We start from the raw sequence: 13,777 nt of genomic DNA, 5'->3' as shown, positions 1-13,777 counted from the left end.
CCATGACTACCTCGACTCCAGCAGCTACCCAAGACACCTCCCAGAGCCTGAAATTTTGCTCTTCTTGCAGTCGCGAAAAACGACTTGAGGGTGGCACATGGATTCCGACAAGTAATCGCAAGCAGCGCTGGATCTGCGCCAGTTGTTTATACAACCGTACACATCGTACCGGTTCAGCAAAAACCTAAATTCACCTGAAGTAAAAAGTTTTAAGCACCATCCCCAACATAGGGATTGGTTTTACGTTCTTTTCCGAACGTAGACATTGGACCATGCCCCGGAACAAACTGCACATCATCGCCTAAAGGCCACAATTTCGTTTTAATCGCATTGATTAAATCCGCATGATTGCCGCGTGGAAAATCTGTTCTGCCAATTGAACCTGCAAACAAAACGTCCCCAACAATTGCTAGGCGATCTTCTTTGTCAAAAAATACAACGTGCCCAGGCGTATGGCCAGGACAATGCAATACCTCCAGATCAACATTGCCAACCTGCACATGATCGCCATTATTTAACCAACGATCAGGCTCAAATACTTTTGCATGCCCAAAACCAAAGCGCACTGTTTGTTCTGGCAGCTGATCAATCCAAAAACGTTCGTCTTCTTGTGGTCCCTCAATAGGCACGCCAAGCTGATCAGCCAAGTCTTTGGCGGCAGCGCAGTGATCTAAATGTCCATGCGTCAGCAATATCTTTTTGACCTTGCCACCCATCTGCTTTACGCCCTCAAGAATCTTTTCAATATCCCCACCAGGATCAACTACAGCAGCGTCGCCAGTCTCCTGGCATACCAAAATCGAGCAATTTTGCTCATAGGGTGTAACGGGAACAATTCCTAATTTAATTGGCATACGTTCAAGTGGTTAAGTGAATCGTTTGGAGAAAACTAGTTTATGGGAGTCGGCATAAAATGTACTCAAAGGATAAAACAATGAATAGCCAAGATACATTTAAATTTGCAGAAACTCACGAATGGGCCGATCAGGAAAGTGATGGCTTAGTGTGGGTTGGCATTAGTAATCATGCGCAAGAGGCGCTAGGCGATGTGATGTTCTTTCAAGCCCCAAAGCTTGGGCAACAAGTAAAGCAGGGCGAGGCTATTGCTGTGATTGAGTCAGTGAAGGCCGCTAGTGATATTCATGCGCCCATAAGCGGAGAGATTGTTGCCCTCAATGAAGAAGTGGATGCATCGCCTGAGATCGTGAATGAAAATCCATACGGTATTTGGTTATTCAAAATCAAACCCGCTTCCGATAAAATTCTTGCTGAAGAACTCAATCAACTCTTGACCCCAGAAATATATAGCGCGGGCCCTGGCGCCTAATATCTGAAATCAATTAGATTGAAATAGGATCGCGTTCAATTAACCAACGAATGCGCCCCTCTTTGCTAATGCGCCCCTGAGAATTCTCTCGCAAATAAAGATCCATTGCCTCTAAGATTTCTTGGAGGTTTCTGCGATCGTCAGACTCCACCAGAAGTTGGGCGCGTTCCGAGCCCGCTACTCTCATAACTGGCTTGGGAACTGGATCATAGATTCTGAGGCCTTTAGCTATCAGCCCCCGAGACTTTAAATGCCCCTTCAGGGCACTCAAAAACTGAATTGCCCTGTCTAAGCTTTTAGCCTCAGCATGGATGAGAGCCTGGTATGCAAATGGCGGCAGGCCCGCTTCTTTTCTTTCATTGGCAGTAAAACTTAAAAATCCATCTACGTCATGGCGCAATAAAAACTGAAAGACCGCAGATTCCGGAAACTGGGTTTCTATATAAATAGCGCCACCCGCTTCGCCATCCTTGTTGGATCGTCCGGCGCGTCCTGCAACTTGAACTAACTGCGCAAATAATCGCTCTGCAGCCCTAAAGTCTTGAGAAAACAATCTACTATCAGCATCCAATACAGCTACTAAGCCAATATTTTGATAATCATGTCCTTTGGCAATCATCTGGGTTCCAACAACAATATCGACATTGCCTTCATGAATCTCCTGAAAGAGCTCTTCCGCACCCTTACTCTTTCTACTGGAGTCTGTATCAACTCGCAGTACTCTTGCGCCTGGCCACATTTCCTCAATAGCATCTTCGATCTTTTGAGTTCCTTGCCCCAAGGTCTTCAAGTCTGCATTGCCACAATCAGGACAATGATTTGGAATTGATTTCACCAGACCACAGTGATGGCAACTTAAAGCTGACCTCCTACCAAGGGCACCTGCTTTATGCAGCACCATATAAGAACTGCATTGCTCGCACCTTGAGAGCCAAGAACAAGCGCCGCAACTGAGAACGGGGGCATACCCTCGCCGGTTGATGAGTATGAGACTTTGCTGCTTGTTTTCTAAATTCTGACTGACCGCATTGGCGAGGGTTTTAGTAATCAAACTTTTGGATTTGGGCTTCTCTATATCGCCCGGACTAAATTGCGTTTGTGGATCGCGCGTATTAATCAAATGCACTCTTGGCAGGCTTGCGCCTTGGGCGCGTTGATCAAGACGAATGTAGTCATAACGATCAGCCCGAGCAGCCATCCAAGTCTCAAGCGATGGTGTAGCCGAGGCCAATAAGATCGGCGCCCTGAGGTCATGGGCACGCCATATCGCAAGATCCCGTGCGGAGTAACGAATACCATCTTGTTGTTTATAGGATGGATCATGCTCTTCATCGACAACAATGGCGCGTAGATTGGGCAAGGGAGTTAATGCAGCCAATCTTGTTCCCAAAATAATTTGGGCTTTACCAGTCATCGCCTCATACCAGGCAATACCTCTAACTTTTTCACTCACGCCACTGTGAAGCACAACCATTTTTTTATCTGGAAAATAAGCGCGCACTCTTCGCTCTAGCTGTGGCGTTAAGTTAATTTCTGGAACCAAGAGCAAAACTTGTGCACTTGCATCCTCCAAAATTCCGCTCAACCAATTTAAAAATACAGCCGTCTTTCCACTACCAGTTTGTCCTTGCAAAAGAACCGCTTTAAATTCATTCGAATGGATGGTGCGTAATTTTTCTAAGGCAAGCTTTTGGCCGTCATTCAAATGGGCCTCATCAATAAATCCCTCAGCTGCCTCTTGCTTGATTTTTTTCTTTTGTTTTTCTTCATCTGCAGCTAATTTTTTGGGAATCTTTTCCCAGTCATCTGACTTTTTCCACATCTGTGGAATAGCGGGAATGATGGTCTCACCAAGCGCATGTGTGTAGTACTGACTTGCAAAGTTCATCAGCCTCAAGACGGCTGGATCCAAAGGGGGAAGTGGCGCCACCTTAGTTACTGACTTTAACTTGTCTAACTCATAATCTGAGTGAGCGCTTACTTTAATTACTAATCCAACGAGGGTGCTGCGCCCAAAGGGGACCTCAACTATTACTCCTACCTCTGGTGCACCACCCAATGCCTCCTTGTCCCACAAGTAGTCAAAGCCCTGAGCAAGGGGCTTATCAACAACAACTTGAACAACGATTGGAGGGGGCATGATTTACTTCAAATCTCTAGTTTGCTTGTGGATAAGTCTGTGGATATCATCCAAAGAATCTGATTTATAAGCTAATTTATCAGCTTTCGGATTCTGCACCCTTTTAAAGCTTTTTAGTAATTGTTTATATAATTCAATAACTTACAATGATATTCGAAAGTGAATTTTCATCTTTATTCGCAATCTCACTGAATTTCGAATTTTCCCGCTATCTGTGCATAACTTTCATCAAAAATTCTAATGGCAAGTTAGCAATCACTCAGTATTACGACTTTGTCCTGAGGGCCCTTGAGCGCTCAATGACCGCTTCGGCGAGAGCTGTGACACTTTCAGGGGGGGTAAATTGAGAAATTCCATGCCCAAGATTAAAGACATGTCCGTCTAGGGGATGTAAACCCGACTTAAGGGCTGGAGCACTCGCCAAATCCTCAAGCAGGAGGTTAGCTTGCTGCGCAATTTGTTTTGGCTCTGAAAACAGAATAAGCGGGTCTAAATTACCTTGCAATGCTAGCGGCTTATTCAGAGCCAGCAATTGTTTGCGTGCGCAACTCAGAGACATTGTCCAATCAATTGCAATAACGTCGGCACCAACTTGTGCCATATCGTTCAACCAAATCCCGCCACCCTTGGTGAACATGATTACGGGAATTTTTCTACCCTCATGCTCGCGTGGCAATAAAGAAATCACTTTTTGCATTGAGGCTAGAGACATTCTTTGATACCAGCCATCTGGGAGCATTCCGCCCCAGGTATCAAAAATCATCAGAGCTTGCGCGCCTGCCTTTACTTGCTCAATCAGATAAGCGGCTACAGACTGGGCATTGATATCCAAGATATGTTCGAGCAAATCTGGACGACTAAACATCATTGTTTTGGCGTGACGAAAATCATCGGCACTTGAGCCATCAATCATGTAGCAAGCCAATGTCCAAGGACTTCCGGAGAACCCAATCAACGGAACCCTTTGCTTGCCATCTTGTATTAATGCTTTACGAATTTCTGAAACTGCATCAAAAACATATTTCAGCTGATCCATATCAGCTACATGCAGTTTTTTGACTGCCTCTTCAGTGCGAAGAGGGCGCTCAAAGCTTGGGCCTTCGCCTGCGGTAAATTTAAGACCTAACCCCATTGCATCTGGAATAGTCAAAATATCAGAGAATAATATCGCCGCGTCCAAAGGATAGCGATCTAAAGGCTGAAGGGTTACTTCAGTAGCGTATGCAGGATTTTTAGCGAGCCCTAAAAAACTTCCGGCTCTAGCTCGAGTAGCGTTGTACTCGGGAAGATATCGGCCAGCTTGTCGCATGAGCCAAAGCGGTGTTTGATCAACCGCTTCGCCCAGGCAGGCCTTCAAAAACCGATCATTTAACAGCAAGGAGATGACCGGCTATTACTTTTTGCGACGGAAACGAGCAATTGCAGCCAACTGTGCGGCCGCCATTGCAAACTCAGATTGAGCCAGAGCCAAATCAAAGTCAGTGCCACGGTTTTGCATAGCTTCTTCAGCACGTTTCTTAGCCTCAATAGCCTTAGCTTCATCAAGATCATGTCCACGAATAGCGGTATCCGCTAAAACAGTAACGCGATCTGGCTGAACTTCTAAATAGCCACCTGCTACGAAAACAAACTCTTCATCACCATCGGCTTTTTCAATGCGAACTGAGCCTGGACGAATACGTGTAATCAAAGGAGTGTGGCCGCGCAAAATACCGAGCTCACCACTTTCGCCAGGAAGCGCAACAAACTTGGCTTCCCCGCTGAAAATAGATTGCTCAGCACTTACTACATCGACGCGTATGGTTGACATAATTTCCCTAGATTAAAGCTTCTTGGCTTTCTCGATGGCTTCATCAATTGAACCCACCATGTAGAACGCTTGCTCAGGCAAGTGATCCAATTCGCCGCTGCAGATCATTTTGAAACCACGGATAGTTTCTTTTAATGGAACGTATTTGCCTGGTGAACCAGTAAATACTTCAGCAACGTGGAAAGGCTGGGACAAGAAACGTTGAATCTTACGAGCACGCGATACAGACAACTTATCTTCTGGTGACAATTCGTCCATACCCAAAATTGCAATAATGTCGCGCAATTCTTTGTAACGCTGCAATGTCATCTGTACTTCACGGGCTACTTCATAGTGCTCTTGACCAACTACTTGTGGATCGAGCTGGCGGCTGGTTGAATCCAATGGATCAACCGCTGGGTAAATACCCAATGCAGCGATATCACGTGACAACACAACTGTGGAGTCTAGGTGCAAGAAGGTTGTAGCTGGTGATGGATCGGTCAAGTCATCCGCAGGAACGTAAACGGCCTGAATGGAGGTAACAGAACCAGTCTTGGTAGAGGTAATACGCTCTTGCAATTTACCCATCTCTTCAGCCAATGTAGGCTGGTAACCCACAGCAGAAGGCATACGACCGAGCAACGCAGAAACTTCAGTACCAGCCAATGTGTAACGGTAGATATTGTCAACGAAGAACAAAATGTCACGGCCTTCGTCACGGAACGCTTCAGCCATTGTCAAGCCAGTTAACGCAACGCGCAAACGGTTGCCAGGAGGCTCATTCATCTGACCAAACACCATCGCTACTTTGTCGATAACGTTAGATTCTTTCATCTCGTGATAGAAGTCATTACCTTCACGAGTACGCTCACCAACACCGGCAAACACTGACAAACCAGAGTGTTGCTTAGCGATGTTGTTAATTAATTCCATCATGTTCACGGTCTTACCAACACCCGCGCCACCGAACAAGCCAACCTTACCGCCTTTAGCAAACGGGCAAACTAAGTCAATAACCTTAATGCCTGTTTCGAGCAAGTCAACAGAAGGGGAGAGTTCATCAAATTTAGGTGCTGGCTGGTGAATAGCGCGACGCTCTTCAGTTGCAATCGGACCAGCGTCATCAATTGGGCGACCTAAAACGTCCATGATGCGGCCGAGAGTAGCTGGGCCAACAGGTACAGAAATTGGACCGCCAGTAGATTTCACTTCCATGCCACGACGCAAGCCATCGCTCGCACCCATAGCAATCGCGCGAACTACGCCGTCACCGATTTGTTGCTGAACTTCAAAGGTCAAGCCTTTTTCAGCAAATGATTTTTCACCGCTATCAACTAATGTCAACGCATCATAAATGTTTGGCATTTTGTCACGTGGGAACTGAATGTCCACCACTGGACCGATACATTGCACGATATTTCCGTTACTCATCGCATTTCTCCGCTTTTAATTCCTGAATTCTTTCGTATTCCTAAACGCTGACTGCTTAAACCGCAGCCGCTCCGCCAACAATTTCTGACAACTCTTTAGTAATAGCAGCCTGTCGTGTCTTGTTGTATTCCAATTGCAATTCGCCGATTACATTCTTCGCATTATCTGAAGCGGCCTTCATTGAGACCATGCGTGCAGATTGTTCTGAAGCCATATTTTCAGCAACAGCTTGATAAATCATTGCCTCTACATAACGCTTTAGCAAGCCATTCAAAATGGACTCCGCATCGGGTTCGTAGATGTAATCCCAAGAATTGCCTGTTTTTTCTTGTGGAGTCAAAGCCGCTGGCTCCAAAGGCAAGAGTTTTTCTAAAACAGGCTCTTGTTTCATTGCATTTACAAAGCGGGTGTACGCCAAATAAACAGCATCAATCTCGCCACGCTCAAACGCTTCTAACTGGGCAACAATTGCACCAATCAAAACATCCATGTGGGGTGTGTCACCAATTTGGATCGTTTGAGAAATGAGTTTTGCTTTTGAGCGGTTCAAGAATTGCAGGCCTTTAGAACCAATTGCGGTGTACGCAATCTCAACATTTTTGTCCTGCAAATCACGCACTTGGTTAGCAATCAAACGCAAGACGTTGGTATTTAAACCTCCGCACAAGCCTTTGTCTGTTGTAACCAAAATCGTGCCAACCTTCTTCACTTCACGAGTTGCCATGTAAGCAGGGCGGAACTCAGGATTTGCCTTGGAAAGGTTAGCAACAATCTCACGAATTTTTTCAGCATATGGACGCGCATTACGCATGCGCTCTTGAGCGCGACGCATCTTGGATGCGGCGACCATTTCCATTGCCTTCGTGATCTTGCGCGTGTTTTGCACGCTCTTGATCTTAGACCGTATCTCTTTTGTGCTTGCCATGATTTATGCGAGCCCTCTTAGAAAGAGGCAGAACGCTTGTAATCCTCAATCGCAGCACGCAAAGCGGCTTCGTCATCTTTGCTTAAATCTTTAGTCTCTTCAATACGCGCAACCAAGTCAGCATATTTGGATTTCAAGTGATCTTGCAAACCTTTTTCGAATGCCAATACGTTCTTCACTTCGAGATCATCAAAGTAGCCGTTATTAACAGCATAAAGTGAAGCAGCCATTTCCCAAACTTGGAGTGGCTTGTATTGAGCTTGCTTACACAATTCAGTAACGCGACGACCGCGCTCTAACTGCTTGCGGGTTGCTTCGTCAAGATCAGATGCGAACTGGGCAAACGCCGCCAATTCACGATATTGCGCCAGGTCTGTACGAATACCGCCAGACAACTTCTTAATCACTTTAGTTTGTGCAGCACCACCAACGCGGGAAACAGAAATACCGGCGTTAATCGCAGGACGTACGCCGGCGTTAAACAAGTCAGTTTCCAAGAAGATCTGACCGTCAGTAATCGAAATTACGTTAGTTGGAACGAATGCAGAAACGTCACCAGCTTGAGTTTCAATGATTGGCAATGCAGTCAATGAACCGGTCTTACCTTTTACAGCCCCATTGGTGAACTTCTCAACATACTCAGCATTTACACGAGCAGCGCGCTCGAGCAAGCGTGAGTGGAGGTAGAAAACGTCGCCAGGATAAGCTTCGCGGCCTGGTGGGCGACGGAGCAACAAGGAGATTTGACGATAAGCAACTGCTTGCTTAGTTAAGTCATCGTAAACAATCAAAGCGTCTTCGCCGCGATCGCGGAAGTATTCGCCCATGGTGCAACCTGCGTAAGCCGAGAGGTACTGCATCGCTGCAGACTCAGAAGCACTCGCTGCAACAACAACGGTGTACTCCATCGCGCCCAATTCTGTGAGCTTGCGAACAACGTTAGCAATAGTGGAAGCTTTTTGACCGATCGCCACGTAAACGCAATAAACGCCTTTACCTTTTTGGTTAATGATCGCGTCAACCGCAACAGCTGTCTTACCAGTCTGGCGGTCACCAATGATCAACTCGCGCTGACCACGGCCAATTGGAACCATTGCATCAATCGCCTTCAATCCAGTTTGTACTGGCTGACTAACGGATTGACGTGCGATAACGCCTGGAGCAACTTTTTCGATAAAGTCAGTTAACTTGGTATTGATTGGGCCTTTGCCGTCAATTGGTTGGCCGAGTGCGTTTACAACGCGACCGAGCAACTCTGGACCAACTGGAACTTCCAAAATTCGGCCAGTACATTTCACTGGGTCGCCTTCTTTAATGTGGGTGTATTCACCCAACACTACGGCGCCAACAGAATCACGCTCAAGGTTTAATGCTAGGCCGATAGTGTTGTTTGGAAACTCCAACATTTCGCCCTGCATAACGCCTGACAAGCCATGTACGCGGCAAATACCGTCGGTCACTGAAATAACAGTGCCTTCGTTGCGAACTTGGGAGTCAACGCCCAATTCGCTAATTCGGCTTTTGATCAGCTCGCTGATCTCGGAAGGGTTGAGTTGCATTACTTACTCCTGGGTCTTATTTCGTATGTTCTTAATAGGGATCACTTATGCGCCAAGACTTGCTTGCATTTGAGCTAACTGGGACTTCACTGAACTATCCATTACTTCATCGCCAACCTGAATGCGCACTCCGCCAATCAATGTTGGGTCAATTTGAATAGTTGGGCGCAATTCTTTACCCCCAAAGCGCTTCTTCAAACTTGACAACAAATCATTTAACGCAGAACCCTCTAAAGGGAATGCGCTAGTAATATTTACTTCTGCAGCACCTTCGCTTTTGTTCTTCATTGCTTCAAATTGATGCGCAATTTCAGGAACAGCCGCTAAGCGGTGGTTTTGATTCACGAGATTTAAAAAGCTGGCAACCTTGCCATCTAGCTTGGTCTTCACCATGCCGGAAAGCAACTTACTTAAATCATCGGCGGATACTTTTGGGTTGTTTGATAAAGCAGCAACTTCTGGCAAAGCAGCAAGCTGTGCCAATTCGTTTAGCTGCTCTAAACAACCAGCGAGCTCAGCCGGCTTAGCACTTTGAAAAAGCGCTTCCGCGTAAGGACGTGCAATAGTGGCTAATTCAGCCATATCAAAGTTCTGCCTTTAGTTGGTCAAGTAATTGGCCATGCGCTTTTGCATCAACTTCGCGACGCAAAATTTGCTCGGCGCCTTTAACAGCGAGAACAGCTACTTCAGCACGCAGAACTTCGCGGGCACGCGTTACTTGTTGGGCTGCGTCTTGTTGCGCTTGAGAGATGATGCGTGCGGCTTCAGCTTGTGCGTTAGCGCGAATTTCTTCGGCTGACATTTGTGCACGTTTTTCAGCTTCAGCAACGCGTTGAACACCTTCTTGGCGTGCTTTTGTTAATTCTTGCTCAGCTTCATTGCTGGCTAATGCGAGAGCTTCTTTACCACGCTCGGCAGCAGCTAAACCATCAGCAATTTTGCTTGAACGCTCATCTAACGCCTTAACTAGTGGCGGCCACACAAAGCGTGCAACAACCCACCATAAGACGAAGAAAACGATCATTTGCGCGAATAGGGTCGCGTTCAGATTCACGATATTCCTTTCAGTATTGTTGAGAACAGTTGGATGACTCGTTGGTCATCCACGCCAAAACAATTACTTAATAACTGCGAGCAGTGGGTTTGCGAAAGCAAACAACATTGCAACACCAACGCCGATCAAGAACGCAGCGTCGATCAAACCAGCCAAAAGGAACATCTTAGTTTGGAGTGGCTCCATCAATTCTGGTTGACGCGCGCAAGCTTCGATGTACTTGCCGCCCATCAATGCGATACCCAAACATGCACCAATCGCGCCGAGGCCGATGATGATGCCGATACAGATTGCTGTTGAACCTTGAATAGTTGCTAAAAATGCTTGCATGTTGCTGACTCCTGAAGTTAAAAGAGGTAAGTTAAAAATAAAATCTTAGTGATGGCTATGTGCTTGCCCGATGTAAACCAAAGTCAACATCATGAAAATAAAGGCTTGCAACAAAATAACCAAAATGTGGAAGATGGCCCAAGCTGATCCAGCAATAACATGGCCCACCAATCCGAACAGGGATAAATCTAAATTAAAGGTCCATACGCTACCGAGCAAAGCGATCAACAAGAAGACCAATTCGCCAGCGTACATATTGCCGAAAAGTCGCATTCCTAAAGAAACGCCTTTCGCCAAATACTCAATGATGTTCAATGCAAGATTGAATGGGGCCAAATACCATTTCGCACCAAATGGAGCGGAAATGAGTTCGTGCAAGAAGCCACCAAAACCTTTTACCTTGAAACTATAAAAGAATACTAAAACCAACACTGATAAGGACATGCCCATTGTTGCGTTTAAGTCGGTTGTTGGAACCATGCGGTTATGGGGCACATGACCACCAAAGCTACCAATGAAGTGATTTACGCCTAAAACCCAATCCACAGGAATTAAGTCGAGGGTGTTCAAGAGAATGATCCAAAAAAATACGAAGAGCGCGAGAGGCGCAATGAAAGTGCGATCGCCATGAACAATGCTCTTGGCTTGTGTATCGACCATCTCCACAATCATCTCTATCAAAGACTGAAACCGGCCAGGAACGCCAGGAGTTGCTCGACGTGCTGCAATCAACAAAATGAATACCGCAATGAAGCCCATCAATGAAGCCCAAAAAATGGTGTCTAAATTGATGATGCTGAAATCAACGATGGAAGATTGATGCTCACCAGTGCTGGTGAGATTTTGTAAATGCTCAGAAATGTACGCCGTTGGCGTCATTTGTTCTGCTGCCTCGTGGGCTTGGTTTACTTCGCTAGACATCTCTTAACTAGTCCTTTGTTTCAATCTCAATGGTCACTACTTAGCGCCACAACCACACTAGCCATACACACTTCAAAGCAAGCAGGTAAGTCACCAACAGCGGGACCCAAAGCACGCCAGGGACAAAATATGCAATCCCTATAAACAGCATTAATGTCACTGCGATTTTGATAAATTCGCCAGAAACCAATGCCGCCAAAAATCTTCCTGGATTTAATCTTTGCGATTTTTTTGCCAACTCCAGCCTTGTTAAAAACAGGGTTGTAGGCAAGACGCTAATTAAACCACCTAAAAAGGCCGACTGAGTATAAAGGCTTACCCGAACCGGCTCCCCAAAAATTGACCAAAACAGCATGCTGATAGCTGTAATCAACACTTGGGCCAAAATAATTTTCCAAGGCGAAAGGGCTCGATACTTTGTCGCATTACTTTGCTGCAGCGCAACAATTTCTTCCTTGCTGTAAACCCGAATAATTTCTTCTTCGGGCTCATCCCATTCGCTTGTCTCGGAAAATTGATTTTTTTGAGGAATCAATTTAGCCCCGGAAGTTTAGTGTTTGCAGTGCAATATGTCAAAGGATTTGGGGACATTTTTCGACCTAATTTATGACTCAATGCCCAATTTTTTTAGTAGGGAATCTAATTCATCGAATTGGCTGAACCGAAGCCTGAGCTCTCCGCCTTTGCCTTTAAGCTTAAATTCCGTGCTTAGGCCAATCAAATCTGCAATTTCTTGCGTCAAACGCTGCATATCAGGATCACTACTCGGCGAAGAAGTGCCAGGCTTAGTTTTGGCTTTTTTGTCACCAATTTGACCGCCAGCAATTACCAAAGCGGCCGTCATGCGCTCGGCCTCACGAACCGAGAGGCCTTGAGCAGAGATTCTCTGAGCCAACGCCACTTGGCTTGCTCCTGGAAGAGGCAAAAGTGCGCGTGCATGGCCCATGTCTATGTCTCCAGCCAACAACATGGCTTGCACCGGCTTAGCCAGCTGAGCGAGGCGCAATAGATTAGTGATGGCGCTGCGAGACTTTCCTACGGCTTTGGCAGCCTGCTCATGTGTAAAACCAAACTCATCAATTAACCGGGCTAAACCTTGCGACTCTTCGAGAGGATTCAAATCCTCTCGCTGCATGTTTTCCACAAGGGCCATTGCTGCCGCAGCCTGATCATCGGCGCCAGAAACCAAAACAGGAACCTCTTTTAAACCCGCAATAGTTGCCGCACGAAAACGTCTTTCACCTGCAATAATTTCGTATTTACCAGGGGATACCAGGCGAACCAATAGGGGCTGCATCACACCTTGCTCGCGAATGCTTTCTGCTAACTCTTGTAATGCGCCGGCTTCCATTTTTTGACGCGGCTGATATTTGCCAGCCTGCAAAGCGGTTAGCGGTAAACGATTGATATCGGTAGATGGATTTGCTTGTTGCGCCTTCTCCCCAAGCAAAGCCTCAAGGCCTCTACCCAACCCTTTTTTCTTAATGGCAACCATGATCTTTATTGTTCTTTCTAAAAATTACATGTGCTTGATGCGCTCAACCATCTCGGCGCCAAACTCTAAATAGGCTTTTGCACCACGCGATGATTTATCGAACGCCACACCAGGAAGCCCATAAGATGGAGCCTCAGCAAGACGCACATTGCGCGGAATAATCGTCTTAAATACTTTGTCGCCAAAGTGCTCAAGCAGTTGATCAGAAACTTGTTGCTGCAAAGTCATGCGCGGATCAAACATAACTCGCAATAAACCAATGATGACTAAATCCGGGTTTAAATTCGCATGTACCTGCTTGATAGTGTTCACCAAATCAGACAAGCCTTCCAATGCAAAATATTCACATTGCATTGGCACGATCACGCCGTTTGCTGCGCACAATCCATTGAGCGTTAATAAAGATAAGGCGGGCGGGCAGTCAATTAAAATAAAGTCGAAATCATTTGCAACTTCAGCAAGCGCATCTTTTAAGCGAGCTTCGCGCAAATCCAACTCCACCAATTCAATTTCGGCGCCAGCTAAATCACGATTAGCAGGCAACACGTCATACCCAGAGCTTTCGCAACGTTGCATACATTCTTTAACTGATGTCATGCCAATTAACACCTGATATACGCTTGCGTTTAAGTCTGCCTTCTCCACTCCAGAGCCCATGGTGGCATTGCCCTGAGGATCAAGGTCAACCAGCAAAACACGCTGCTGCAGTCCGGCTAAGCCTGCCGCCAAATTAACAGCAGTAGTGGTCTTACCAACACCACCTTTTTGATTTGCAATACAGAAAATTTTTGCCATGGCTACTT

General features: G+C 46.1%; 16 protein-coding genes. 2 read left to right on the top strand and 14 right to left on the bottom strand.

The window, feature by feature from the left end; genetic code table 11:
* Window positions 1-2 precede the first annotated feature (2 nt).
* Window positions 3-188, top strand: coding sequence for a hypothetical protein (locus ICN39_RS00255; protein ID WP_129560400.1), 186 nt, complete (start codon window positions 3-5; stop codon window positions 186-188).
* 21 nt (window positions 189-209) lie between these two features.
* Here ICN39_RS00255 and ICN39_RS00250 read toward each other — a convergent pair whose 3' ends face one another.
* Complete coding sequence (locus ICN39_RS00250) at window positions 210-854, bottom strand: MBL fold metallo-hydrolase (RefSeq protein ID WP_216860899.1); 645 nt, start codon at window positions 852-854, stop codon at window positions 210-212.
* A gap of 80 nt (window positions 855-934) precedes the next feature.
* On the opposite strand from ICN39_RS00250, the gene gcvH reads away from it, so the two are divergent.
* The gene (gene gcvH, locus ICN39_RS00245; RefSeq protein WP_255532227.1) at window positions 935-1,327 is read left to right on the top strand and encodes a glycine cleavage system protein GcvH; all 393 of its coding nucleotides are present in this window, start codon (window positions 935-937) and stop codon (window positions 1,325-1,327) included.
* Window positions 1,328-1,340: 13 nt separating this feature from the next.
* Here the strand turns inward: gcvH and priA are convergent, their stop codons facing one another.
* The 13 genes from priA to ICN39_RS00180 all read right to left on the bottom strand — a co-directional run bounded on the left by priA (window position 1,341) and on the right by ICN39_RS00180 (window position 13,769).
* The gene (gene priA / locus ICN39_RS00240; protein WP_216232190.1) at window positions 1,341-3,467 is read right to left on the bottom strand and encodes a primosomal protein N'; all 2,127 of its coding nucleotides are present in this window, start codon (window positions 3,465-3,467) and stop codon (window positions 1,341-1,343) included.
* Window positions 3,468-3,732: 265 nt separating this feature from the next.
* Window positions 3,733-4,851 (bottom strand): uroporphyrinogen decarboxylase, encoded by a 1,119-nt coding sequence (gene hemE, locus ICN39_RS00235; RefSeq protein ID WP_216232395.1) that lies wholly within the window; start codon window positions 4,849-4,851, stop codon window positions 3,733-3,735.
* A 9-nt stretch (window positions 4,852-4,860) separates the two neighbouring features.
* Entirely contained in the window at window positions 4,861-5,277 is a 417-nt protein-coding gene (locus tag ICN39_RS00230; protein ID WP_215321259.1) for a F0F1 ATP synthase subunit epsilon, read from the bottom strand.
* Window positions 5,278-5,289: 12 nt separating this feature from the next.
* Window positions 5,290-6,690: a F0F1 ATP synthase subunit beta gene (gene atpD, locus ICN39_RS00225; protein ID WP_072582052.1), complete on the bottom strand. Its 1,401-nt coding sequence runs from the start codon at window positions 6,688-6,690 to the stop codon at window positions 5,290-5,292.
* Between the two features lie 55 nt (window positions 6,691-6,745).
* Window positions 6,746-7,615 carry a F0F1 ATP synthase subunit gamma gene (gene atpG / locus ICN39_RS00220; RefSeq protein ID WP_216232189.1) on the bottom strand — a complete coding sequence of 290 codons (870 nt, stop codon included), beginning with the start codon at window positions 7,613-7,615 and terminating at the stop codon, window positions 6,746-6,748.
* Window positions 7,616-7,632: 17 nt separating this feature from the next.
* Window positions 7,633-9,174 (bottom strand): F0F1 ATP synthase subunit alpha, encoded by a 1,542-nt coding sequence (gene atpA, locus ICN39_RS00215; RefSeq protein WP_215348165.1) that lies wholly within the window; start codon window positions 9,172-9,174, stop codon window positions 7,633-7,635.
* Window positions 9,175-9,219: 45 nt separating this feature from the next.
* Window positions 9,220-9,756 (bottom strand): F0F1 ATP synthase subunit delta, encoded by a 537-nt coding sequence (locus ICN39_RS00210; protein WP_216232188.1) that lies wholly within the window; start codon window positions 9,754-9,756, stop codon window positions 9,220-9,222.
* A gap of 1 nt (window position 9,757) precedes the next feature.
* Window positions 9,758-10,228: a F0F1 ATP synthase subunit B gene (locus tag ICN39_RS00205; RefSeq protein ID WP_072582048.1), complete on the bottom strand. Its 471-nt coding sequence runs from the start codon at window positions 10,226-10,228 to the stop codon at window positions 9,758-9,760.
* A gap of 63 nt (window positions 10,229-10,291) precedes the next feature.
* Window positions 10,292-10,558, bottom strand: coding sequence for a F0F1 ATP synthase subunit C (atpE, locus tag ICN39_RS00200; protein ID WP_011901869.1), 267 nt, complete (start codon window positions 10,556-10,558; stop codon window positions 10,292-10,294).
* A gap of 45 nt (window positions 10,559-10,603) precedes the next feature.
* On the bottom strand, window positions 10,604-11,479 hold the full coding sequence (gene atpB / locus ICN39_RS00195; RefSeq protein ID WP_216232187.1) for a F0F1 ATP synthase subunit A: 876 nt from the start codon (window positions 11,477-11,479) through the stop codon (window positions 10,604-10,606).
* Between the two features lie 40 nt (window positions 11,480-11,519).
* Window positions 11,520-12,014, bottom strand: a complete 495-nt coding sequence (locus ICN39_RS00190; protein WP_216232186.1) for an ATP synthase subunit I — start codon at window positions 12,012-12,014, stop codon at window positions 11,520-11,522.
* 69 nt (window positions 12,015-12,083) lie between these two features.
* Window positions 12,084-12,974 carry a ParB/RepB/Spo0J family partition protein gene (locus tag ICN39_RS00185; protein ID WP_216232185.1) on the bottom strand — a complete coding sequence of 297 codons (891 nt, stop codon included), beginning with the start codon at window positions 12,972-12,974 and terminating at the stop codon, window positions 12,084-12,086.
* Between the two features lie 24 nt (window positions 12,975-12,998).
* Entirely contained in the window at window positions 12,999-13,769 is a 771-nt protein-coding gene (locus ICN39_RS00180) for a ParA family protein (RefSeq protein WP_216232184.1), read from the bottom strand.
* Between the last annotated feature and the right edge of the window lie 8 nt (window positions 13,770-13,777).

This window comes from Polynucleobacter sp. AP-Reno-20A-A9, from assembly GCF_018882085.1.
GTDB lineage: Bacteria > Pseudomonadota > Gammaproteobacteria > Burkholderiales > Burkholderiaceae > Polynucleobacter.
Note: the sequence above shows the minus strand (reverse complement) of the source record. Positions and strands in the feature narration are given on the sequence as shown.

Excerpts from the sequence above, each read along its gene's own strand:
- ICN39_RS00255 (WP_129560400.1), top strand. The coding sequence starts at position 3 with ATGACTACCTCGACTCCAGCAGCTACCCAAGACACCTCCCAGAGCCTG.
- ICN39_RS00250 (WP_216860899.1), bottom strand. The coding sequence starts at position 854 with ATGCCAATTAAATTAGGAATTGTTCCCGTTACACCCTATGAGCAAAAT.
- gcvH (WP_255532227.1), top strand. The coding sequence starts at position 935 with ATGAATAGCCAAGATACATTTAAATTTGCAGAAACTCACGAATGGGCC.
- priA (WP_216232190.1), bottom strand. The coding sequence starts at position 3,467 with ATGCCCCCTCCAATCGTTGTTCAAGTTGTTGTTGATAAGCCCCTTGCT.
- ICN39_RS00230 (WP_215321259.1), bottom strand. The coding sequence starts at position 5,277 with ATGTCAACCATACGCGTCGATGTAGTAAGTGCTGAGCAATCTATTTTC.
- atpD (WP_072582052.1), bottom strand. The coding sequence starts at position 6,690 with ATGAGTAACGGAAATATCGTGCAATGTATCGGTCCAGTGGTGGACATT.
- atpG (WP_216232189.1), bottom strand. The coding sequence starts at position 7,615 with ATGGCAAGCACAAAAGAGATACGGTCTAAGATCAAGAGCGTGCAAAAC.
- atpA (WP_215348165.1), bottom strand. The coding sequence starts at position 9,174 with ATGCAACTCAACCCTTCCGAGATCAGCGAGCTGATCAAAAGCCGAATT.
- ICN39_RS00210 (WP_216232188.1), bottom strand. The coding sequence starts at position 9,756 with ATGGCTGAATTAGCCACTATTGCACGTCCTTACGCGGAAGCGCTTTTT.
- atpE (WP_011901869.1), bottom strand. The coding sequence starts at position 10,558 with ATGCAAGCATTTTTAGCAACTATTCAAGGTTCAACAGCAATCTGTATC.
- atpB (WP_216232187.1), bottom strand. The coding sequence starts at position 11,479 with ATGTCTAGCGAAGTAAACCAAGCCCACGAGGCAGCAGAACAAATGACG.
- ICN39_RS00185 (WP_216232185.1), bottom strand. The coding sequence starts at position 12,974 with ATGGTTGCCATTAAGAAAAAAGGGTTGGGTAGAGGCCTTGAGGCTTTG.
- ICN39_RS00180 (WP_216232184.1), bottom strand. The coding sequence starts at position 13,769 with ATGGCAAAAATTTTCTGTATTGCAAATCAAAAAGGTGGTGTTGGTAAG.